Origin of the sequence: Alteromonas sp. I10 (assembly GCF_003201515.1) — a bacterium.
Taxonomy (GTDB): domain Bacteria; phylum Pseudomonadota; class Gammaproteobacteria; order Enterobacterales; family Alteromonadaceae; genus Alteromonas; species Alteromonas macleodii.
In genome coordinates, this window is record NZ_QJJN01000001.1 from 227,234 (window position 1) to 247,258 (window position 20,025).

18 protein-coding genes are annotated in these 20,025 nt (G+C 44.8%); 7 read left to right on the forward strand and 11 right to left on the reverse strand.

Annotated elements, in window-relative coordinates:
• The first annotated feature begins 22 nt into the window (after positions 1-22).
• Positions 23-589, forward strand: a complete 567-nt coding sequence (locus BZA03_RS00930) for an NADPH-dependent FMN reductase (RefSeq protein WP_014978661.1) — start codon at positions 23-25, stop codon at positions 587-589.
• 42 nt (positions 590-631) lie between these two features.
• On the opposite strand, the gene BZA03_RS00935 is transcribed toward BZA03_RS00930, so the two are convergent.
• From BZA03_RS00935 to BZA03_RS00955, 5 genes are all read right to left on the reverse strand, one after another.
• The gene (locus BZA03_RS00935; protein ID WP_110287727.1) at positions 632-1,300 is read right to left on the reverse strand and encodes a pentapeptide repeat-containing protein; all 669 of its coding nucleotides are present in this window, start codon (positions 1,298-1,300) and stop codon (positions 632-634) included.
• A 65-nt stretch (positions 1,301-1,365) separates the two neighbouring features.
• Entirely contained in the window at positions 1,366-3,216 is a 1,851-nt protein-coding gene (locus BZA03_RS00940; protein ID WP_061485122.1) for a methanol/ethanol family PQQ-dependent dehydrogenase, read from the reverse strand.
• Positions 3,217-3,459: 243 nt separating this feature from the next.
• Positions 3,460-4,095 (reverse strand): response regulator transcription factor, encoded by a 636-nt coding sequence (locus BZA03_RS00945; protein ID WP_014975961.1) that lies wholly within the window; start codon positions 4,093-4,095, stop codon positions 3,460-3,462.
• Between the two features lie 105 nt (positions 4,096-4,200).
• On the reverse strand, positions 4,201-5,457 hold the full coding sequence (locus BZA03_RS00950; protein WP_039226488.1) for a DUF2891 domain-containing protein: 1,257 nt from the start codon (positions 5,455-5,457) through the stop codon (positions 4,201-4,203).
• Positions 5,458-5,493: 36 nt separating this feature from the next.
• Complete coding sequence (locus tag BZA03_RS00955) at positions 5,494-6,543, reverse strand: PLP-dependent cysteine synthase family protein (RefSeq protein WP_110287728.1); 1,050 nt, start codon at positions 6,541-6,543, stop codon at positions 5,494-5,496.
• Positions 6,544-6,845: 302 nt separating this feature from the next.
• Here BZA03_RS00955 and BZA03_RS00960 point away from each other — a divergent pair, with 302 nt between their 5' ends.
• Both BZA03_RS00960 and BZA03_RS00965 read left to right on the forward strand, forming a co-directional pair.
• Entirely contained in the window at positions 6,846-8,060 is a 1,215-nt protein-coding gene (locus tag BZA03_RS00960; RefSeq protein ID WP_110287729.1) for an endonuclease/exonuclease/phosphatase family protein, read from the forward strand.
• Positions 8,061-8,162: 102 nt separating this feature from the next.
• The gene (locus BZA03_RS00965) at positions 8,163-11,021 is read left to right on the forward strand and encodes a diguanylate cyclase (RefSeq protein WP_309146366.1); all 2,859 of its coding nucleotides are present in this window, start codon (positions 8,163-8,165) and stop codon (positions 11,019-11,021) included.
• A 61-nt stretch (positions 11,022-11,082) separates the two neighbouring features.
• Here the strand turns inward: BZA03_RS00965 and BZA03_RS00970 are convergent, their stop codons facing one another.
• Positions 11,083-11,961 carry a DUF417 family protein gene (locus BZA03_RS00970; protein ID WP_014948737.1) on the reverse strand — a complete coding sequence of 293 codons (879 nt, stop codon included), beginning with the start codon at positions 11,959-11,961 and terminating at the stop codon, positions 11,083-11,085.
• 246 nt (positions 11,962-12,207) lie between these two features.
• Between BZA03_RS00970 and BZA03_RS00975 the strand changes: the two genes are divergently transcribed.
• Positions 12,208-12,666 carry a hypothetical protein gene (locus BZA03_RS00975; protein WP_101563781.1) on the forward strand — a complete coding sequence of 153 codons (459 nt, stop codon included), beginning with the start codon at positions 12,208-12,210 and terminating at the stop codon, positions 12,664-12,666.
• Positions 12,667-12,735: 69 nt separating this feature from the next.
• On the opposite strand, the gene BZA03_RS00980 is transcribed toward BZA03_RS00975, so the two are convergent.
• Positions 12,736-13,107, reverse strand: a complete 372-nt coding sequence (locus tag BZA03_RS00980; protein WP_110287730.1) for a hypothetical protein — start codon at positions 13,105-13,107, stop codon at positions 12,736-12,738.
• Positions 13,108-13,337: 230 nt separating this feature from the next.
• The gene (locus BZA03_RS00985; RefSeq protein ID WP_110287731.1) at positions 13,338-14,249 is read right to left on the reverse strand and encodes a LysR family transcriptional regulator; all 912 of its coding nucleotides are present in this window, start codon (positions 14,247-14,249) and stop codon (positions 13,338-13,340) included.
• A 107-nt stretch (positions 14,250-14,356) separates the two neighbouring features.
• On the opposite strand from BZA03_RS00985, the gene BZA03_RS00990 reads away from it, so the two are divergent.
• Entirely contained in the window at positions 14,357-15,214 is an 858-nt protein-coding gene (locus BZA03_RS00990; RefSeq protein WP_110287732.1) for an SDR family oxidoreductase, read from the forward strand.
• Between the two features lie 143 nt (positions 15,215-15,357).
• Entirely contained in the window at positions 15,358-15,795 is a 438-nt protein-coding gene (locus tag BZA03_RS00995) for a DUF2177 family protein (protein ID WP_014948742.1), read from the forward strand.
• Here BZA03_RS00995 and BZA03_RS01000 read toward each other — a convergent pair.
• Entirely contained in the window at positions 15,773-16,927 is a 1,155-nt protein-coding gene (locus tag BZA03_RS01000) for an acyl-CoA desaturase (protein WP_110287733.1), read from the reverse strand. The genes BZA03_RS00995 and BZA03_RS01000 overlap by 23 nt on opposite strands.
• On the reverse strand, positions 16,924-17,982 hold the full coding sequence (locus tag BZA03_RS01005) for a flavin reductase family protein (RefSeq protein ID WP_258364561.1): 1,059 nt from the start codon (positions 17,980-17,982) through the stop codon (positions 16,924-16,926). The genes BZA03_RS01000 and BZA03_RS01005 overlap by 4 nt, the downstream gene beginning before the upstream one ends.
• A 289-nt stretch (positions 17,983-18,271) precedes the next feature.
• Between BZA03_RS01005 and BZA03_RS01010 the strand changes: the two genes are divergently transcribed.
• Entirely contained in the window at positions 18,272-19,357 is a 1,086-nt protein-coding gene (locus BZA03_RS01010) for an alkene reductase (RefSeq protein WP_110287735.1), read from the forward strand.
• Between the two features lie 122 nt (positions 19,358-19,479).
• Here the strand turns inward: BZA03_RS01010 and BZA03_RS01015 are convergent, their stop codons facing one another.
• Positions 19,480-19,698 carry a hypothetical protein gene (locus BZA03_RS01015; protein ID WP_110287736.1) on the reverse strand — a complete coding sequence of 73 codons (219 nt, stop codon included), beginning with the start codon at positions 19,696-19,698 and terminating at the stop codon, positions 19,480-19,482.
• Between the last annotated feature and the right edge of the window lie 327 nt (positions 19,699-20,025).

A 20,025-nucleotide genomic window follows, 5' to 3' on the forward strand; every position in this document is an offset into this window, starting at 1 on the left:
AAATTAACGACAGGAAACTCAAATGACTAAGATCCTTGCATTTGCAGGTAGTACCCGTAAAGGTTCATTCAACCAAGCTATTATGAAAGTTGCCGCAGAGGGCGCACGTGAGGCTGGCGCAGAGGTTACCGTTATAGACCTAGCTGACTTTCAAATGCCGTTGTTTAATGAAGATGAGGAAGCCGAGTTTGGTATGCCTGAAAAAGCACAGGCGTTCAAAGAATTGCTAATGAGCCATGATGGTTTTCTTATTGCTTCACCAGAATACAACTCAAGCTATCCCGCACTGCTAAAGAATGCCATCGACTGGGCATCGCGCATGGGGGAAGGCGAAAAGCCATTACAAGCATATCGCGGCAAGGTGGCTGGAATTATGGCTGCGTCTGCTGGTGGGCTAGGCGGCATGCGCGTGCTGGTGGTACTGAGAATGTTACTTGAAAATCTAGGTACTATGGTGTTGCCGAACCAAAAAGCTATTGCGAAGGTAAATACGCTTATGGAAGATGGCGCCATTACGGATGAAAAGACGATTAAGCAGCTTAAAAATTTGGGTAAAGAAACGGCTGAGTTGGCAGGTAAAGTGTCTTAGACGAAAGCGACCTTGCTAGAGTAACCCCAAGGGGACTCTAGCTTACCAGTCAATAGGACAGTTTATACATTCGTCCATGAAAGTGCCCTGAAATGTTGCGTAGTGGATGCGCGTGCCGGTTAGGTTCGCTCGATACAAACTTGCATCGTTCAGTTTTGCTTCCTGAATATTGGCGTTAATCAGTGAAGCACCTTCAAAGTTTGCTTTGTTCATCCAAACCCGCTCTAAGCGTGCGGCACGTAAGTTGGTGTTTACCATTGTCGCACCTGATAAACGCGCTTGGTCCAGGTTAGCACCTGAAAAGTTGGAGTTAGTGAAATCAACCCCTTGACCGAAAAGCGCCCAGCCATCTACGCCTTCTAAGTTAGCGTTGCGAACTTTTGAGCTGCGTAAATCTGCGTGTTTTAAGTTGGCGGTAGCTAAATCAGCGTGATCTAGGTTACTTTTCTTAAACGTCGCATAGCTTAAGTTGGCGTGCCTTAAATCTGTTTTGTTGAACTTAACGTTGGTGAATACTGCTCCGTGCAAATTTGCATGGCTCAAATCAGCACCGCTTAAGTCTGTGTCGCTACACACTGTCTTTGGTTTTATTTCACATCCGTTGATAATTTTCACGTCATCTTCGAAATCGGGAATGGCACTGGCAGTTGCTGAATATAGGACAACTAATAATATGGGGAGTTGTTTGGTTGCTTGAAAACGTAAGCGCATGAGAGCTCCTTAATGCCGAGAGGCGTTTTCACCGCCTCTCGGTTTGGTTTGTTGCAAAGATAAAGCTATTGTTTAGCTACGTTTTGCTTTTTATTGTGATTAGGAAGTTTAAATACCCAGAACGAACCACCTTGCGCGACAGGTTTGGTGAGTTCAGCCATATCTCCTCCCCATAGCGGCACTGCACCACCATACCCTGACGCTAAGCCGATGTATTGCTCACCATCCTCTTCCCAGGTGATAGGGCATGAAATGATGCCCGAGCCCGTTTGGAACTTCCAAAGTTCTTCACCGGTTTCCTCATCGAAAGCTTTGACATAGCCATCGCCCGTTCCGGTAATAATGAGTCCGCCTTTCGTCGCCAGAACTCCAGCCCACATAGGAAGTTTCTCTTTGTGTGTCCATTTAATTTCACCTGAAATGGGGTCTACGGCACGAAGTACGCCCACGTGGTCGTCATACATGCGCTTAATTCTAAAACCCTGTCCTAGGTAAGCGGCACCTTTTTTATAGGTCACTTCTTCCGTCCAGTAGTCTTCTTTCCAGTGGTTTGCGCCCATATAGAACCAGCCGGTATTCTGGCTGTAGGCCATCGGGTTCCAGTTCTTTCCGCCCAAGAATGGAGGCGATACCTCTATTGACTTTCCTCGTTTTTCACCCGGCTCAGGCAGTGGCGGGCGCTGTCCGTCTACTTCAACTGGGCGACCCGTGTCAGGGTCAATGTGTGTGGCCCACGTAATGTTATCTACAAAGGGAAATCCTCTGATGAATTCACCGTTTTGTCTGTTAACTACATAGAAAAAGCCATTTCTGTCTGCATGAGCCGTCGCTTTTATGAGCTTTCCATTATCGTAATAGTCGAATAGAACAAGTTCATTGTTGCCAGAGAAATCCCATGCGTCGTTAGGTGTATGTTGATAGAACCATTTAACCTCACCAGTGGTTGCATCTACACCCACTTGTCCGGAAGTATAAAGGTTATCCCAATCTCGCGGATCGCCACCTTTGGCGGTGCGTTTCCATGTATTCCAAGGAGCGGGGTTACCTGCACCTATGATGATAGTGTTAGTTTCAACATCGAAGCTTGCACTCTGCCATGGTGCGCCACCACCGTGGTGCCAAGCCTCAACCATTTCGCCGTTTTCATCCTTTGGCCACGTTGTCACTTCGTATGAACCACCCGTGGGTGTGCTGTCTTTTCCATTTAATCTGCCCATGTGCCCTTCAACAAATGGACGCATCCAAATCTCTTCACCGGTTTCAGGATCGCGTGCAAACAGTTTTCCTACAACACCAAACTCATCACCTGATGAACCGTGAATAAGCATGACCTTTCCTGACTTTTGGTCTTTAACAATCGTAGGTGCCCCCGTCATGGTGTAGCCTGCACGATAGTCTTCAAAGCGCTTCTTCCATTTTACTTTGCCCGTTAGCCGGTCAAGGGCAACAACGCCAGCATCCAGCGTACCGAAAAAGACTAAGTCACCATAAATTGCTGCGCCGCGATTTACCACGTCACAACACGGTCGAATCCCTTCTGGAAGGCGGTGGGCGTAGTCCCACAACTTCTTACCTGTTTTTGCCTCATAGGCGTAGATACGGGAGTAGCTACCGGTTACATAGACAATACCGTCGTACACGATTGCTTGGGACTCTTGACCCCGTTGCTTTTCATCACCAAAACTCATCACCCAAGCCGGAGATAGCATGTGTACATTTTCTTTGTTGATTTGATCAAGTCCGCTGTAACGCTGAGCTTCTGGACCCATACCATACATCAGTACGTTCTCAGGCGTCTTGGCATCATTTTCAATGTCTGCCCATGTCACGCCATCGTCCGCAAATAAATGTGAACTCGTACCTAAACCAATAATTACGCTTAAGGCCAATGAAGCCTTTGAATAGAACTTAGCCATAGTTTTATTTCCACTGTTACCTTGATGTTGTGTTAACAGTATGTAACTAAGTAGAGGCCCTGATAAACGGATTCCGTCCTTCAAAATACGGGAAAAATTCCCTTAGATTGAAGTGTAACAAAAATGCTAATATGTTGATTTAAATGAGATATCTTTATCATGAGACAAAGTCAGTACCAAAGGGGTATAAAAAAGATACGAAAGTACAGGGAAGTTTTCCCGACCTTGTTTAGTGGCGCTTTTTTAGCTGGCAATTTTGATATAACCCTGCTTTATAGCAAGGTGAACAAACTCGGCATTTGTCTGTAGCTCAAGTTTTCGCTTGAGCTGGGTGATAACGTTTGAGACCGTCTTTTCAGAAATGTTGAGGCTTTCAGCGACCTGTTTTCGGCAAAGCCCGTTCGCTATACCAAGGAATATATCCAACTCTCTTTGTGTCAGATCTGTTAAGTTGCCTCCGGAATGTGACAGGTTGAATGTAGCGAGCTCAATGGCAGTATTGTGTTCTAAATAACGGCGGCCTTTAATGATAGATGTCACCGCGCTTATCAGTACATCAGGTTCACTTTGTTTACTAACATAGCCCATTGCCCCTAGTTTCATAGCTCTATCGATGATGGAAATATCATCGAACATGCTGAACATAAGTACTTTTGCGTGCTCCCAGCGCTGAACAATATATTCCGCTAGCGTGAGTCCGCTGGTGGTTCCTAAATTAATGTCTAAAATAATGAGGTCGAAGTGGTTGGCACGAAGTGCATTTGTGGCTTGCTGCGCATTTTTTGCATTGGTGACGACAGCGCCTTCGAGTACCGAAGATAACAGTGTAGAAAAGCCTTCTCTCACTATTGCGTGATCATCAACAAGTAAAATTTCCATAGCTGCGCTTTATTCATATCACCATAGAATGAGCATGCCACGGTAGGCGTGTGAGACGAATAGCACTTTAGTGCTCATTCATCTCACACTTTAGTAGGATATAAGTTAATTCAAACCGCGCTGTGTTTCTAAGTAGCTGGCAAAGCTGCCAAGCCAATGGCTGCCCATATAGTGCATGTCACCAAACACCGCGTTGAGCCCGGCCTCACGATGTGAACTTAATGCTTTCTTAAGCACAGGTAAGCGTTTGTCACCTTCAGGCAAAGCTTGCATTATGCCTTCTATCATCCACGCTCGGCTGATGTTCAGCCCGTCTAGGTGAGCGAGTTTACCATCCGTCTTGTCAGTCACTGTAGCGGGAGCTAGCCAATTTGATGTTCTAGCTGTGAGGCTTGGAAAGAACGCTGAAAGCCATTGGCTATAGTCCTTTTTAGACATTACTCTTCGCATTAAATCAGCTTCGGCCAAACACGGTGATAAGAAATCTTGTCCCGAAGGCTCGTAGGCAAGAGGGCACTGTGTATCGTCTTGATAGTAGTCTTTCACCCTGGACGTTAACAGCGCTTCAAACTCCTTATTACCTGCTGTTTTCGCCCAATCCAACATTAAGCCAAAAGCAAAGGCGGTTTGGCTATGCTCACCCGTTCGGATTGGGTAAGCTAATTTGGGTAACCATGCGCTTACTCTGGCTACAATTTCGTCCTCGAGAGGACGTAAAGTATTTAGCCATTTTGTTGCTTCAGGAAGGGAAGATTGACGTAGTTCAGCGGTTAGCTGCAGGAACCAAGCAAGACCATAGGGGCGTTCAAATGAGGCATTGTTTTCACGCTTAAGGCTCGTCAATTCACCTTGGATATTTTTAGGCGTAAAGCTGATGTTGAGCTTTTCAATGATCTCATCCTTATCCACTGCATCTTGCGCAGTGTTTAGCATTCTTACTAAAAGCCAATGGCCATGAACCGACGAGTGCCAGTCTAAACAACCATAAAATGAAGGGTATAGTTGATTTGGTGCCTTAACGTCATCGCCGTTATTCATCATGTGTTTCACTACATTCGGAAACTCTTGATGAATACAATGAAGCGCGAGGTTAGCAAAAACGCTTTCGTAATTGATGTTAGGGACGTCAGCGTTGGCGGTCGCGTCTGCGGCTCGGTTAATACTAGTGCTGCTTGTGTTCGCAGATTCAACAGTCGATGTGCTGGTAGCAAAGGCAGTGTGTGCAGCAAACGCTGTGACGAATGCAACCGTACAGCTAACAACGTTTTTTATTTTGATCATAATTTTGTGCGCTTTATCAATGAGAAGTATATCGCCAATGTATAGAGATAAACGCTTTGAATAAAGTGCTGCGCGATACATAGCGCCCCAGCACTTTAAACAGCAGAAACAGGCTATTTAAGCAGGGGCTCCGATGGCCTCTAGTTTGGTGGTGTATTCATCGAGTGAGCCAATGGTCTTTTCTACCCAACCAGCATTATAGTAAGTTTCACCATACCGCTCTCCGCTGTCGCACATAAGCGTTACGATCGATCCCACTTCTCCTCGCTGCTTCATTTGTTCAGCAATACTTAATGCGCCCCATAGGTTTGTGCCGGTAGATGGGCCGGCTTTAATCCCCATGGTGTTGTTTAACCAATGCATGGTTGCAATACTGGCGGCATCGGGAACGGCAATCATGTCATCTATAACGTCATGTTGAAAAGAGGCTTCCACTTTAGGGCGTCCTATCCCTTCTATGCGGCTACCACGGGTAGCAGTAAGTGTATGATCGTTGTTTTTGAAGCTATCAAAAAACACACTGAATTCTGGATCTACCACGACAAGCTGAGAAGAGAGACCTTTGTAGCGAATGTAACGCCCTATGGTGGCTGATGTTCCACCTGTACCTGCACTCATAACCACGGTGTGTGGAATAGGGTGGGGCTCGGCTTTCATTTGCTCAAAGATACTCTCAGCAATATTGTTATTGCCTCGCCAGTCTGTAGCGCGCTCTGCGAAAAGGAACTGATCCATAAAATAACCATTAAGCTCGTGAGCTACTTTGGTTGCTTCGCTGTGCATTTGCGTAGGGCAATCTACAAAGTGACACTGCCCGCCATATCGCTCAATAAGCGCGATTTTACTTTGGGCGGTAGATTTAGGCATAACCGCAACAAACGGAACGCCAATCATTTTAGCAAAATAAGCTTCAGACACCGCTGTGCTGCCTGACGAGGCTTCAACCACAGTAGTTCCTTCTACAATTTTTCCATTACAAAGGGCGTACAGAAAAAGGGACCGGGCTAGACGGTGCTTTAGGCTGCCTGTTGGATGGGTGCTTTCATCTTTAAGGTAGATATCAATATCTCTAAAAGCGATCTGCTCTAATTTGATTAAGTGCGTATCAGCCGAACGTTGATAATCTGCATTGATAATATTGATCGCTTTTGAAACCCAGCTTTTCATAACTTTCTCTCATTCACCCAAAATGTGAAACGTTAAGCGTAGTTCGCTTGACGCTAGCTGTATAAAACAAAATTAGAATATCAGTTAAGAGCGAGTATTTGATTCTATTATTTTAGTATTAGTGCTTTATAGTAAAAAATATTTCTTTAATGGGTCTCATTTATGAAAATAAATTCCGTTTTTATGTAAGGGCGAGAGCATGACCATCTTGTTGATACAACGGTCTTTAATAAAACAAAAAAGTTCAGATAAGCCGCTAAAGTTGCTATCTTTGCACTTCGCTTTTACTTACAGGTAACAACATGAAAAATAGGGCGCTTCTCTGTGCAATAGCTTTTTTACCCGCATTATTTGTATCTACCCTGGCTAGCTCGCAAGAAGAGCAAATGCTCAAAGTCGCAACGTTTAATGTAAGTATGGAAGCCACTAACTACAAAGCGTTGGGTATGAAGCCAAGCGATCAGGTACTTCAACACGTTCTTTCAACGGGTGAGCATAGCCAAGTTAAAAACATTGCTGAAATTATTCAACGCGTTAACCCCGATATATTAATGTTGAACGAATTTGACTACATTGCAGATAAGCGTAAAGGGGTAGAAGCATTTGTTAAGAACTACGTGAATGTTTCACAAGACGGCCTTGAGCCTGTGGATTACCCGTATACGTATGTGGCCACAGTCAACACAGGGGAGCCCACGAAATTCGACTTAGATAACAATGGCAAAGCAGAAGGTTTTGGTGGCGATGCATATGGTTTTGGGCTTTATCCCGGGCAATATGGCATGGCGCTTTTGTCAAAATACCCTATTGATGTTGATGGTATTCGCACCTTTCAGACGTTTAAATGGCATCACATGCCTCATCCACAGGTTCCTATTATTCCCGATGAGAGCGGAAGTACTGATAAGGGCAAGCCATGGTACGACGTAGAAGAGTGGGCTGCGCTAAGGTTGAGTTCTAAGTCTCACTGGGATGTGCCGGTGAAAGTAGGAGGTAAAACCGTACACATACTTGCTATGCATCCAACACCACCCAATTTCGATGGGAGCGAGGACCGCAACGGCAAGCGCAACTTTGACGAAATTAGGCTTATGGCAGATTACCTTTCTCCGGATAAAGGAGCCTACATCTACGATGATAATGGCGAGAAAGTCAGCCTGTCAGAGAACGCGCGTTTTGTACTCGTTGGTGATTTTAATGCGGCGGATATTGGAGATAAACATCGCGAGGGTGTTATTGAACAGTTGACCGAGCACCCGTTAGTTAATAATGACATCATTCCAACAAGCGCAGGCGGTGCAGGCGCGTCAGGTGCAGAGTTTAGTAACCGCTTTACTGCCTATTGGGGAGCCAGAGCTGACTATGTTTTGCCATCTCGATTTGGCTTCGATGTGAACGATGCTGGCGTTTTCTGGCCTGCAAAAACCAGTGACCTATATCGATTAGTTAAAGACCGTGAAGCCAGCTCAGATCACAGGTTAGTTTGGATTAGCTTGTCGTTGACCGACGATAACTAAAAACCACAATTTTTGTGTTAGTTAATAGATAGAGGTATTATTACACCGTCTATCTAATAACGTACCGAGAAGCCATTGAAGTTTGTGTCTCTCACTTTTGTGATGTGTTTGCTGTGGGTGATACCCATAGATGGCTTTTCGGTAGAGTCTTCTCAGCTCATGCCGCTCAACCGGTATTTCCCTCAATCGTGGGGAACGAAAGACGGGCTTCCTCACAATAGTATTCACGCATTAGCACAAACGTCCAATGGGTATCTATGGGCGGGTACTTGGGAAGGTGTTGCTCGGTTTAATGGTCAGCAGTTCACTGTATTTACCCGCGGCGCGCAAACAGGATTACCAGACTCCGGCATTCGAAGCTTGTATTACAACAAGCCCCGCGACGAGCTACTTGTGGCAGGAAACCGAGGCGGTGTAACGTCGCTTATCGCAGAGCAGTGGCATGCTCAAGCGCCCCTGTCTTCAATGGTTAATCATGCATTCAGAGACAGTAATAACGTGTTGTGGTTTGCGCTGGAAGACTCGGGGATTGCAATGAGAACGCCTGACGGCACGCAAAAAGAATACATTGTAAATTCGAGTGCTTACCGCATAATCGAAGATGGATTTGGCGTAATCTGGTTTGCAACAAACCAAGGGTTATTCAAATACATAAACGATAAATTTCAGCTAGCTGTACCCGACCACAACATACTCTCTGGTCCATCATTTACTCTCGCTCTTGATAGCAAAAAACGTGTTTTAGTTGGCACAGAGCACGGTGTTTGGCAGCAAACAAACGGTACCTTCGGGCTACTTCACAGCTCACTTGCCGACAAATCAATTAGTAGTATTTTGCTTGATCATCAAAATAGCATTTGGGTAGGCACCATCAATCATGGCCTTTATCGTCTAAGTGACTTAGGCCTAGAAAAACTGGATGCGACAGCAGGTCTTCCCAATAACCGCGTTTTTTCACTGCTTGAAGATTTGGAAAAAAATATCTGGATTGGCACTAATGGTGGTTTGTTTAGGCTGCGTCTTGCGCTATTTACCACATTCTCGCAAAGCCAAGGAATGAGTGGAGACTTTTTGCGAACTGTTTTGCAAACGTCTGATGGCAAACTTTTATCAGGTGGAAGTGCTGGATTAGATATATTTTCCAATGATGCGTTTTCCAGCGCATCGCTCACTACGGGTGAAGCTTTTTCTGTACTGAGTTTGGCAGCAGTAACTGAAGAGGTAACGTTAGTTGGCACCTATACAAAAGGTGTACTGCGATATGAAAACGACCAACTTACTCCGTACCTCAATAGACATTTAGGGTTACCGAGTAATGAAGTAAGGGCCATTCTTTTAGCGAGTGATAACAGTGTTTGGTATGCCACGGCGCAAGGTGTAGTTCAACAAACACCAGATGGAAAGCTAAGCCATTTTAATGAACAAAATGGGCTACCTGCCCATTTTTCGATGGGCTTGGCAGAAGACCGTGAAGGACGAATCTGGATTGCTACAGGGATAGGGCTCGCCTATATCCAACAGGGTATTGTGCACGTAGTTTCGTTTCCTGAACATTCAGATGCGCAGCACGCGTTCAGTTTTAGCGTTGTTGAAAAGGGAACTTGGATTACAACCGATAGAGGACTTGCGTATTTTGACAATGCTACTAAGGCACTTAGTGTAATCGAAAAGTCGCAGGGGCTTCCCGTAGATAAACTGTTTTCAATCGGTATAGATCACAACAGCGGTGTATGGCTAAGTTCAAACCAAGGGGTCATTCTCACTTCACTATCAAGTCTTAAGGAGTGTCTGACATATCCAAGTGCATTATTGGAATTTGAACATTTTAAGGAAGAAAATGGCCTGGCGAGTATTCAAATCAATGGTGGGTCACAGCCATCTCAGTTTGTTGATGTAGACGGAAATGTTTGGCTTCCTACTGCGAAAGGGCTCGCCACAGTAACGCCTGCAAACCTTGCCATGTTGAGTGAATTCCCTATTCCGGTAAGTATAGAGGCGGTACTACTGGACGGTGCTGACCAGCAATTTGATACGGATAAAAGGGAAGTAGACGTAACGCCGTTAACCACGCGAGTTGCGTTTCAGTATGCAGGGTTGGGTTTCGCTATGCCTTCGCGTATAGAGTATCAGGCTATGTTAGTAGGATATGACCAAGATTGGGTTAACCGTCATCAATTTAGAATGACTGAATACACTAATTTAGCACCTGGTCGTTATCAGTTTAAAGTACGTGCTCGTTATATTGGTGGTCCCTGGCAAGAGATTACGTCACCATTTTCTATTCGCGTGCTACCCAGCATTTATCAGACATTTGCTTTTAAATTCTCGGTTTTTCTTTTCTTCTGTTTTGTTATCTATGCACTTTATAAAGTACGTTTCCATCACTTGAAAAAATCAGAAATGATTTTAAAACAAAGGGTCGATGAACAAACCAGATCACTAGAATTACAAACCAAGCGGTTCGAGTTCCAAGCAACTCACGATGATCTAACCGGTATTGCAAATAGACGAGCATTCGACCGCTGGCTTGTACAATATTTTGAAGAGGCTAAAGCGAAACAATCTCCTCTATGTCTTGCCGTTATCGATATTGACCATTTCAAACAGGTAAATGATCAGTACTCTCACTTAGTAGGGGATAAAGTCATTACTGAGGTGGCCCGTATATTAAATCGCGAAGTTCCGCATTATGCTAAATGTGCAAGGTGGGGCGGCGAAGAGTTTACTGTGTTGTTACCTGAATATGACTTGGTAAATGCAAGGGTAGCTATGGATCATGTTCGAAAAATCGTGGCAGCACATGATTTCAGTTTTATAGCGCAAACGCTGAAAGTCACAATCAGTATTGGTGTAGCAAGTGCAGATGGCGCGAGAGATCACGACAGAATGTTAACCCATGCCGACCAAGCACTTTACACTGCAAAAGAAAATGGCCGCAACCAAGTGACCATTTTCGAATAAACGATAAGTGGGGTAGTGGTTAATTACTACAACATCTTTAACCTGACTTTGCCGTAAAGCCTTACTGTGGCGATTGGCCCAACTGCGCTTCTTCGCGATCTCGTGAAACTGCCTCGAACAGCGTAAAGTAAGCCACCACAGCAAGATTAGCGACAAACCAAAGGTCTTTAATAACGAACTGACCTAGGCGGTTGACGATAGTCGTGCTGTTAAAGGTATCCGGTACAGTAAACAAAAACGTTTGTGTCATCAGAAAAACCGATAAACAAGCCAGTCCGCTCGCAATGATCACCGGCTTGTTCTTAGAAAAGATGCCCGCGCCCAATAGCAATGCAAAGAGGACATCAAATCCACCAATTACATTCGATGCCCCCTGTACGCTAAACACAGCATATAGCCACGACATAAACGGTGATGTTTCAACTAGCCCCACAATTGCATTAGCTTCAAACTCGAAAAACTTCATGCCTCCTATCCATAATAAGACCATGGCTACAGGAGCAAAGTTGAGGTATGTCAGTTGCTTGTGCGAAAATTTTTCGCGATAAAACAAGAATAGGAAAAGCGGTAATACTGCGAAGTACTTGATGATGCCTTGACCGCTGCCAATAATCGGGAAGCCCCCTAAATCGGCCATCCATCTTGTTGGTGATAATAACGTCAGCAATGGAATGGCAGTTACAAAAGCGGCATATAGTGTTACTGCTTTTGCTGATACAAGGTCAAAACGTGCTGCAATGGTCATTAACGGTAGTAACAGCAATGCGATACCTGAAAAAGCACCAAGGGCACTCTCGCTCAACACAGTGTCTAACGAGTAGAAATTAAATGTAGCGATAAGTGCATTGGGGTTTGCACCCAATAAAAATGTTAGGCCAAGAACTGCGAAGCTAAAAGTGAGCAATGCGGTGACCATGTTTTCGGTTTGGTTTAGTGTCATAAAGCGTCCGTAAATACTGCTAGTTTTGCGAAGTGTATGTAGAGACCCGTCGAGGTAGCACTAAAATTTCATAGGTTTGATAATTTATTAGGCATAGCGCAATAAGCAAATAAGGATTTATCGACAAAATAAGAACTTATCTAATAGCGGTTGTCATAAGTAGCAGCGGTCTTAATAAATTAGGTCTTAAGTAATGTGGGGCTTAAATAGTAGTGGTTTAAAAAGTAAAATAAATTGAGAGAAAAAATGAAACAAGCAAGCAGTAGAGCACAGAAGCGTTTTAGGATCTGGTTAATAGCAGGCGTGTGTGCAGCGTTGTCTGCTTGTGGCGCTCAGCCCCCAGAACCTATTGATGAGCCAATCGCGAGTGTTGAAGACGTCGAAAGATTAGAGCAAGTTGTTGATACCTCTTTGCCTTTGGTGCAGCAGGCCTATTCCATTGAGTCTGAAAAAGTGTGCGATAAACACGGTGGTAACTGGAAGAAAGTAGGCCGACAGCAGGCGCATGCTTGTGTGCTACCAGCAAACGATGCTGGTAATGCGTGTAATGACAGCAGCGAGTGCGAAGTGGCTTGTGTTACGAAAAATAATAATATGGAAGCGGGAGAAAAGGCGCGCGGCGTGTGTTTAGAAAGCACGGACTTATTCGGCTGTAGAGCCTATGTGTCTAACGGCGTTGTGGAGCATACCTTGTGTGTTGACTAAGAGGTTGTTTAGCAAACGAACGTTGAATGAAGCGCACGCCATCGGCAATGCGCTTCACAACAACGCGGGTTAATTAGCGTTGGGGAACTCGATTCTGTCCAGTTCGCTCGCCGTTTCATTGCACTCACCTAATAGGTGAAGCCTATCTTCGGTTTGGTGTGTATCTATTTCTAGAAAGCCCGTTTGGCAATAACCGGTCTCATCCAGTTTCTCTTCTAGAGATGTATAAAGTTGCTCAGTCATTCTATCGCTGCTATGTGACGAGCCTTCGCGACTTTCCTGTCCTTGGCGACCGCCACGACCACTTCGTTCGCCTCCCTGACCACGGCCGCCTTTACCGCCACCTTTGGCACTGTCACGATGCTGCATTAATGGAATGCTAAAGGCGAAGAGCTTGGTACCGTCTTGCTTGATCTTCGTTTCAAAAAATATTTCATCCATGTCTAAAGGTGGTGGCCTATGAGCGCACGCACAGACAATCAAAGAGGTCGTTATTACTAATAGTGTTTTATTCATTTTATTTAACGCTTATTTGAACCACGTCACTTTGAGATTCAAACGCCTCTTTAGTTGCAGCACCCAGTGTAAGTTTTAAGTAAAGCATTTCGGTATGCAAACTTCATAACGAGCGTATCGTTACAAGCAACACTCATTACGTTATGCATTTTACATCAAAAAGAAGCGGCATTGCCGAAGCGACAAGTCTCAACCAGATAGTCAATAAGTGCTCGGGTACGGCTTGGCACATGCTTACGAGAAGGATAAACCAAGGTAAACAACAAGGTTTCACTTCCAAGTGACGGGAAAATTCGTATAAGTTCGTTAGATGCGACTTCTTTTTGCACAGTTGAAGGTAGCAGCGTAGATATTCCCAATCCTGCTTTGACAATTTCTTGAACAAGGTGAGGAGAATTACACAGCTCGTAATGTTTGGGTGTAACGTCGATTGGTGTGTTGTCCAGCGTTAGGTAATGCATGACTCGTGAATTTAACTGAGATAGCAAAATCCAGGTATGATTATTAAGTTCTGCAATAGTCTTAGGTTCACCATATTTTTTGAGATAATCAGGGCTAGCATATAAGGCGAATTGTTCTTGATATAAGACCCTACCGACGAGCGAGTCGTCTCGTGGCAAACCAATTCGAAGTCCTACATCAATATTCTGAGCGATAAGGTCGAGCTTATCGTCACTGCTCACTATGTGTAAATCTATTTCAGGATAGCGGCGCTTGAACTCAGGCAGCAACGGTAATAAAAACTTGTGTGCAATGTCGTTGGTGACTGTTATTGATACTCTTCCTTTTGGCGCTGTTTGACGCAGCTCTTCATCAATACCATGCAAAATCTCGTGGCACTTTTTCGCATGGGAAAATACAGCATTTCCCTCGTCAGTAAGCATGAGCTGTCGAGTAGTTCTTTGCAGTAATCGCACGTCAAGAGATGCTTCTAAACCTGCCACTTGCTCGCTAACTCTAGATCGACTGGTGCCTAAACGGCGGGCAGCTTCCGCAAAGCTTCCACATTCTACTACGCTGGCAAATATGGCGAGTGCCTTAAGATGTGAATAGTTAATTGTACTCATATTCGTGACAATTTGTTCTATATATGTCTACTTATCATAACAGTGTTTCACGCACATAATCACCTCTGTGTTCAACCAGTACTCATTTAATTGATAGAGGATAGATTATGATTGCAGTAACCGGCGCTAACGGACAATTAGGTCAAAAAGTTATTCAAACACTGCTTAATACAGAGAAGGCAAACACAATTGTTGCACTAGTGCGCAACCCTGATAACGCACACGCATTAAAGCAGTTGGGAGTAGTAGTACGACAGGCCGACTATAACAACCCGGAAACGCTTAAGTCAGCTTTTGAGGGTGTTGAGAAGTTGTTGCTAATATCAGGTACAGAGTTTGGGAAACGCTTTGAGCAGCACAAAGCGGTAATAGATGCAGCTATGGCACAAAACGTTAGCCTCATTGCTTATACTAGTTTGTTGAAAGCAGATACGTCTCCTTTGCTGTTAGCGCAAGAACATAAACAAACCGAGGCTTACTTTAAAAATGTGTCAGCGCCTTTCGTGTTTCTTCGAAATGGGTGGTACACGGAAAATTACACCGATAATGTAGATGGCGTACTACAAATGGGAGCGGTGGCAGGCGCTGCAAAGCAGGGAGTTTTGTCTACCGCTAGCCGACAAGATTATGCAGACGCCGCAGTGGCCGTTCTTCTATCATCGCAAAATCAAGCAGGTAAAATTTATGAGCTTGCTGGCGACACGGGTTTTACGCTTATGGAGTATGCTTCCACCCTATCTGAAATTACCGGCGAAGATATTGGTTTTTTAGACATGGATGAGAGCGCTTATAGAGAAGCACTCATTAAAGCTGGGCTGCCTGAAGGTATGGCAGCAGCGTTAGCAGATTCAGAGCATTACGCCGCCTCGGGGTGGCTCCAAGATAACAGCGGCACCCTATCATCACTACTTGGTCGTCCAACTGCAACTCTGCGTGCAACACTTGCTGCGAAAATGAAAAGCTGAGTATCTAAAAGCTAAGTGAATTACCATCCCATGCGCATTACCTTGAATTATCATTCAAGTGATGCGCTTATTGTGCAACACTTGCGTATTCATATTTTAAATCACTTGCATCCGCAATTTGCTTATTTACAGGGATAGGTTCCATGCTTTCCAACATCATTCGCTTTGCGAAAAACATCGTCGTGTCGTTAATTGCAATCTTTGTGTGTTTTGGTGTGCTCGACTTCTTGTGGCTTGGCGTTATTGCGGATGGCTGGTATCAAAGTGAAATGGCTCCTCTGCTTAGAAGTCAATTTATCACGTGGCCTTGGGTGGTTTTTTACCTCATGTATGGATGTGTGGTGTTTGTACTTGCTGTGGTGGCGAACAGAGATAAGTCGTTACTTTATGCAGGGATCGATGGCGCGCTTCTAGGGTTGGCCAGTTATGGCGCCTACAATTTAACGGCGTACAGCATTATTGAAGGTTTTACTTTGTTTATTATGTTGATTGACTGGGCGTGGGGCACGTGCCTAACCAGCGCAAGCGCCATGGCCGGCTGGTTAGGGTTTCAACTGGTTAAGGGAAAGAGTAGCGAATAATGCGTTTTAACACGCTGGCGTATTGTTTTAAAAAGCTGCCAGTGTTGTAGTGCATGCCGTGTTCTTCGAATACGGCTTTTACCTTGGGGGCCATCTCTCGGTAGCGTCTGGCTGGGATATCTGGAAACAGGTGGTGCTCAATTTGAAAGCTTAAATTCCCAGTAAGCACGTGAAACAGGTTTCCGCCCTTTATGTTCGACGAGCCCAGCGCTTGTCGGTAGTACCATTGCCCTCGGGTTTCATTAACACAATCTTCTTGTTTAAACGTTTCCACGTCGCCAGTGAAATGGCCGCAAAAGATAATAGTAGATGTCCATAAATTGCGTAGCAAATTGGCGATAAGGTTGCCGGTAAATACCCATAAAAATAACGGCCCAGCTAATAAAGGAAATAGTACATAATCTTTTACTAACTGACGTGCGCCTTTACTAAAAAAGCGTTTCTTAAGTTCATTATGGGTAACCTGATTATTACGGTTGTCCTTCTTTTTTCCAAAAAAGACCCGCTCAGCGGCCATTTCGTGATACGACACACCCCACTGAAATAAAACACTAAGTACGATGTAAGTCGCAAACTGCCATAGGTTTTTTACACGCCATCTAAAATCGTTAGACAGGCGAAGCAAGCCGTAGCCAAAGTCTCTGTCTTTCCCAATAATATTGGTATACGTGTGATGCTCGTAATTATGAACGCGATTCCAGCTCGCACCATCGCAGGCAATATCCCACTCATAGCCTTTCGAATTAATGTGTTTGTCGTTCATCCAATCGTACTGGCCGTGCATTACGTTGTGGCCTATTTCCATATTATCGAGAATTTTTGCTGTAGCTAAACTCAATACGCCGGCAACCCAGAGCAGCGGTTGAATGAACCCCAACATTAAAAGTATCCGTCCGCTCCACTCGCAAATTCGCTGAACAAGAATAATACGTCGGATATAGGCCGCATCTTCAGCGCCCACTTTTCGTTTAATGTCAGCTTTAATTTCATCAAGCTGAGCGGCAAGTAACTCGTAGTTCGGTTTCTCTTTAGTGCTCGTTGACCGAATAGCTTTGGTTTCACTTATCGGAGAATGCGCCTGTTCGATGGCTTCTTCACGGTGTTGGTTGTCTATTGCAACGCTGGTGTTCATAGTTGAATCTCCAAATCAGTAACGGCTTGTGATACACACAGCTGAATAAGTTGCTCTGCGCTATCTGAAAGCTCACCCGTGCGGGTATCTCTCACTACGCCCCGTTTCTTAACACATTGGCATTGATGACAAATTCCCATGCCACAGCCATAAGTCACAGGTTGTTCTGCTTGCTGAAGTTGTATAAGTAGGGTTTGCTGATTGTCGATAGCCAAAGATTGGCCATTGTGTACCAGGGAAAAGGTTTCGATTTCGGTAAGGCTGGTGTTGCTCACCACAGGAAGCGCAGCGAAGTGCTCGCTCGAAACAGGCACGTTGATCGCTTTTGCATAACTTTCAACTTGCTCGAACATGGCATGTGGACCACACACTAACCAGTGTGCATTGGCAAAGTTACACAGATGCGCTTCTACGTCTCCGTCTTTTTGCTTGCTCAAAATATCATAGGTGAAGTGCTCACAGCGCTGACTGAACGCTGATAATTCATTGAGTAATACATGCTCGTCCGGCTTAGCAAAATAAAGTAAGTGTACCGGTGTATGGTTTAGCTGCGCGTTGTTGACGGCATCGTCAAGCATGGCAATGAAAGGAGTTATACCTGAGCCGCCCGCTATCATAAGTAGGGGCTTTTCAACCTTCGGCCAGATAAATTCCCCCATAGGGGCTGAGATATTTACCCATTGATTAGGCACACAAGAGTGAAGATAAGGTGTTAATGCGCCCTGAGCTTTAACCTTGGTTACAAGACGAATCTGCTTTTCTTTTTGTCGGGTGTTAGCACCACTCGCTATGGTAAACACGCGAGTGGTGAGCCTGCCATTAATTTCTATGGTTAATGCGATATGTTGCCCTGCAACATGCGTTGGCCAAGACCTCTCTGGTATAAGTAACACCTCGAGCATATCCGTGCTCAGTTTTTTTACGGTCACGACCCTAGCTCTGAAATACCCATCGCGCCACGCGGGTCTAACTTGCTGCATCAGCACTTCCCAGTAGCCCTTCCAAGAGGCATGGTGAAAAATGCGATCAGTGAATTTATCTAGTAATAGTCTCAATGTAGAAATCACACCTGTATTTCGTCGGAATATCTTAAATACAAAAAGGATGAAAATATTTTAGCTTACACTTGTACGCTAACTCAGCGCACAAGTGTAAGCTTAATTTTTTCTGCGTCAAGAGGAGATGCATGAAATTTGGGATAACGTCGTCGAAATACACCGGTACTTTTGTGAAAAATGCAAAAGTGCTTTGTTAAAAGTACGGGTTCTAAGCCAGCTATAGGGCCTTATATTTACCGTTATCTAAACGTGTAAATTGCAAGAATAAAGTTCAAAGGATCGTATTATGAAATTATTTGAAACCCTATCGCTGGCTGGAAAAACGCTGAACAATCGGGTTGTTATGCCGCCAATGACCCGCTCCCGCTCAACACAGCCGGGAGATGTGCCCAACACCCTTATGGCTGAATATTACGCTCAGCGCGCAAGTGCAGGGCTTATTGTGAGTGAAGGCACACAAATTTCGGCACTCGGTAAGGGTTATGCGTGGACGCCGGGTATTTATACCAAGGCGCAAATCGATGGCTGGAAGTTGGTAACAGATAAAGTTCATGAAGCGGGTGGTGTGATGTTTGCGCAACTTTGGCACGTGGGCCGCGTATCCCATCCTTCAAATACAGAGGGGCAGCAGCCAATTAGCGCATCGGCGATTCAAGCAAAAGGCGTAAAAGTATTTGTTGATGAAGGCGGCAACCCTGGCTTTGTTGAGTCGGTCATGCCCCGAGAAATGAGCATTGAAGATATAAAAGCCGTGGTGGAAGAGTATCGCGTTGCGGCGCGCAATGCCGTAGATGCCGGATTTGATGGCATTGAGTTGCATTCGGCTAATGGTTACTTGCTTAACCAGTTTATCGATTCTCAAAGTAATACAAGAACTGATGAATACGGCGGAAGTGTACAGAACCGTATTCGATTCTTGAAAGAAGTGGTGCAGGCTGTGTCTGAGGAAATTGGCGCTGATAAAGTAGGTGTACGTTTGGCGCCCCTAACAACATTAAACGGGACAGTCGACGACAATCCCGAAGAGACATATCTTGCGATTGCTTCCATGCTTAATAGTTTCAAGATTGGCTATATGCATATTGCCGAAGCCGACTGGGATGATGCGCCGCAAATGCCAATATCATTCAAGATGGCTATTCGTGAAGCCTATAGCGGTCTGCTCATTTATGCCGGAAAGTACGATACAGCGCGTGCGGAAAAAGCGCTGACAGAAGGGTGGGCAGATATGATTGGTTTTGGTCGACCTTTTGTGGCGAACCCAGATTTACCCTACAGACTAGCGAATAATGTACCGCTGAATGAGCACAACCCCGATACGTTATTTGGCGGTGCTGAGAAAGGCTATACGGATTACCCGTTTATCAAATAGCTTTATAGTTGATTTGATGTAATAAGGCCGCGTTGAGCATTAAAGGGGCACCGCCCCTTTAATGTGTTATCGCTGGCATGATGTTGGTTAACATTAACTGTTAAATGCGTTTCTAAGCGCGCTTAGAAGTGACGGTTTCTATATAGCCAAGCACCTATACCACTTCCCGCAATAAGCATTGAGGTTGCCAGCCATAGTTTTGAAATGGGGGCTCCGTCGGGGCATTGTAGGGCCATGGTTGCGCCGGCTAGATTTTGACAGTCAAATAGTTGTCCCAATGCGAGTACTAGCAAGCCCAGCAATACACCGATAACAGCATAAGACAAATTATTAAATGACATACTTTTCCCTTTAGTTTTTCCATTTGACGTTTACAAGGCTTCTACAGTGCCCTAATGCACACTCATGGAAAGCGTGATTGCGTTAGAACAGTGCATTGATTATTAGCACCGCACGCATGCAACCTTGTATAAGTTTATTCTTATGGCCTTTGACACCATAACCAATGCTTGGGGTAAGCAGTTGAACTGCAAAAATGTTTATTTCGTCTTTAATGGTTGAAAAGCACACGTTGTGCCAAGCAAATTGAGCTTCGCAATATTTGCGCCAACCCCTATCAAAATTCCTTCAAATTCGGTACTATCCGCGGTCTTAAATTTTTAACGAAA

Excerpts from the sequence above, each read along its gene's own strand:
- BZA03_RS00930 (WP_014978661.1), top strand. The coding sequence starts at position 23 with ATGACTAAGATCCTTGCATTTGCAGGTAGTACCCGTAAAGGTTCATTC.
- BZA03_RS00935 (WP_110287727.1), bottom strand. The coding sequence starts at position 1,300 with ATGCGCTTACGTTTTCAAGCAACCAAACAACTCCCCATATTATTAGTT.
- BZA03_RS00940 (WP_061485122.1), bottom strand. The coding sequence starts at position 3,216 with ATGGCTAAGTTCTATTCAAAGGCTTCATTGGCCTTAAGCGTAATTATT.
- BZA03_RS00945 (WP_014975961.1), bottom strand. The coding sequence starts at position 4,095 with ATGGAAATTTTACTTGTTGATGATCACGCAATAGTGAGAGAAGGCTTT.
- BZA03_RS00950 (WP_039226488.1), bottom strand. The coding sequence starts at position 5,457 with ATGTATCGCGCAGCACTTTATTCAAAGCGTTTATCTCTATACATTGGC.
- BZA03_RS00955 (WP_110287728.1), bottom strand. The coding sequence starts at position 6,543 with ATGAAAAGCTGGGTTTCAAAAGCGATCAATATTATCAATGCAGATTAT.
- BZA03_RS00960 (WP_110287729.1), top strand. The coding sequence starts at position 6,846 with ATGAAAAATAGGGCGCTTCTCTGTGCAATAGCTTTTTTACCCGCATTA.
- BZA03_RS00965 (WP_309146366.1), top strand. The coding sequence starts at position 8,163 with ATGTGTTTGCTGTGGGTGATACCCATAGATGGCTTTTCGGTAGAGTCT.
- BZA03_RS00970 (WP_014948737.1), bottom strand. The coding sequence starts at position 11,961 with ATGACACTAAACCAAACCGAAAACATGGTCACCGCATTGCTCACTTTT.
- BZA03_RS00975 (WP_101563781.1), top strand. The coding sequence starts at position 12,208 with ATGAAACAAGCAAGCAGTAGAGCACAGAAGCGTTTTAGGATCTGGTTA.
- BZA03_RS00980 (WP_110287730.1), bottom strand. The coding sequence starts at position 13,107 with ATGGATGAAATATTTTTTGAAACGAAGATCAAGCAAGACGGTACCAAG.
- BZA03_RS00985 (WP_110287731.1), bottom strand. The coding sequence starts at position 14,249 with ATGAGTACAATTAACTATTCACATCTTAAGGCACTCGCCATATTTGCC.
- BZA03_RS00990 (WP_110287732.1), top strand. The coding sequence starts at position 14,357 with ATGATTGCAGTAACCGGCGCTAACGGACAATTAGGTCAAAAAGTTATT.
- BZA03_RS00995 (WP_014948742.1), top strand. The coding sequence starts at position 15,358 with ATGCTTTCCAACATCATTCGCTTTGCGAAAAACATCGTCGTGTCGTTA.
- BZA03_RS01000 (WP_110287733.1), bottom strand. The coding sequence starts at position 16,927 with ATGAACACCAGCGTTGCAATAGACAACCAACACCGTGAAGAAGCCATC.
- BZA03_RS01010 (WP_110287735.1), top strand. The coding sequence starts at position 18,272 with ATGAAATTATTTGAAACCCTATCGCTGGCTGGAAAAACGCTGAACAAT.
- BZA03_RS01015 (WP_110287736.1), bottom strand. The coding sequence starts at position 19,698 with ATGTCATTTAATAATTTGTCTTATGCTGTTATCGGTGTATTGCTGGGC.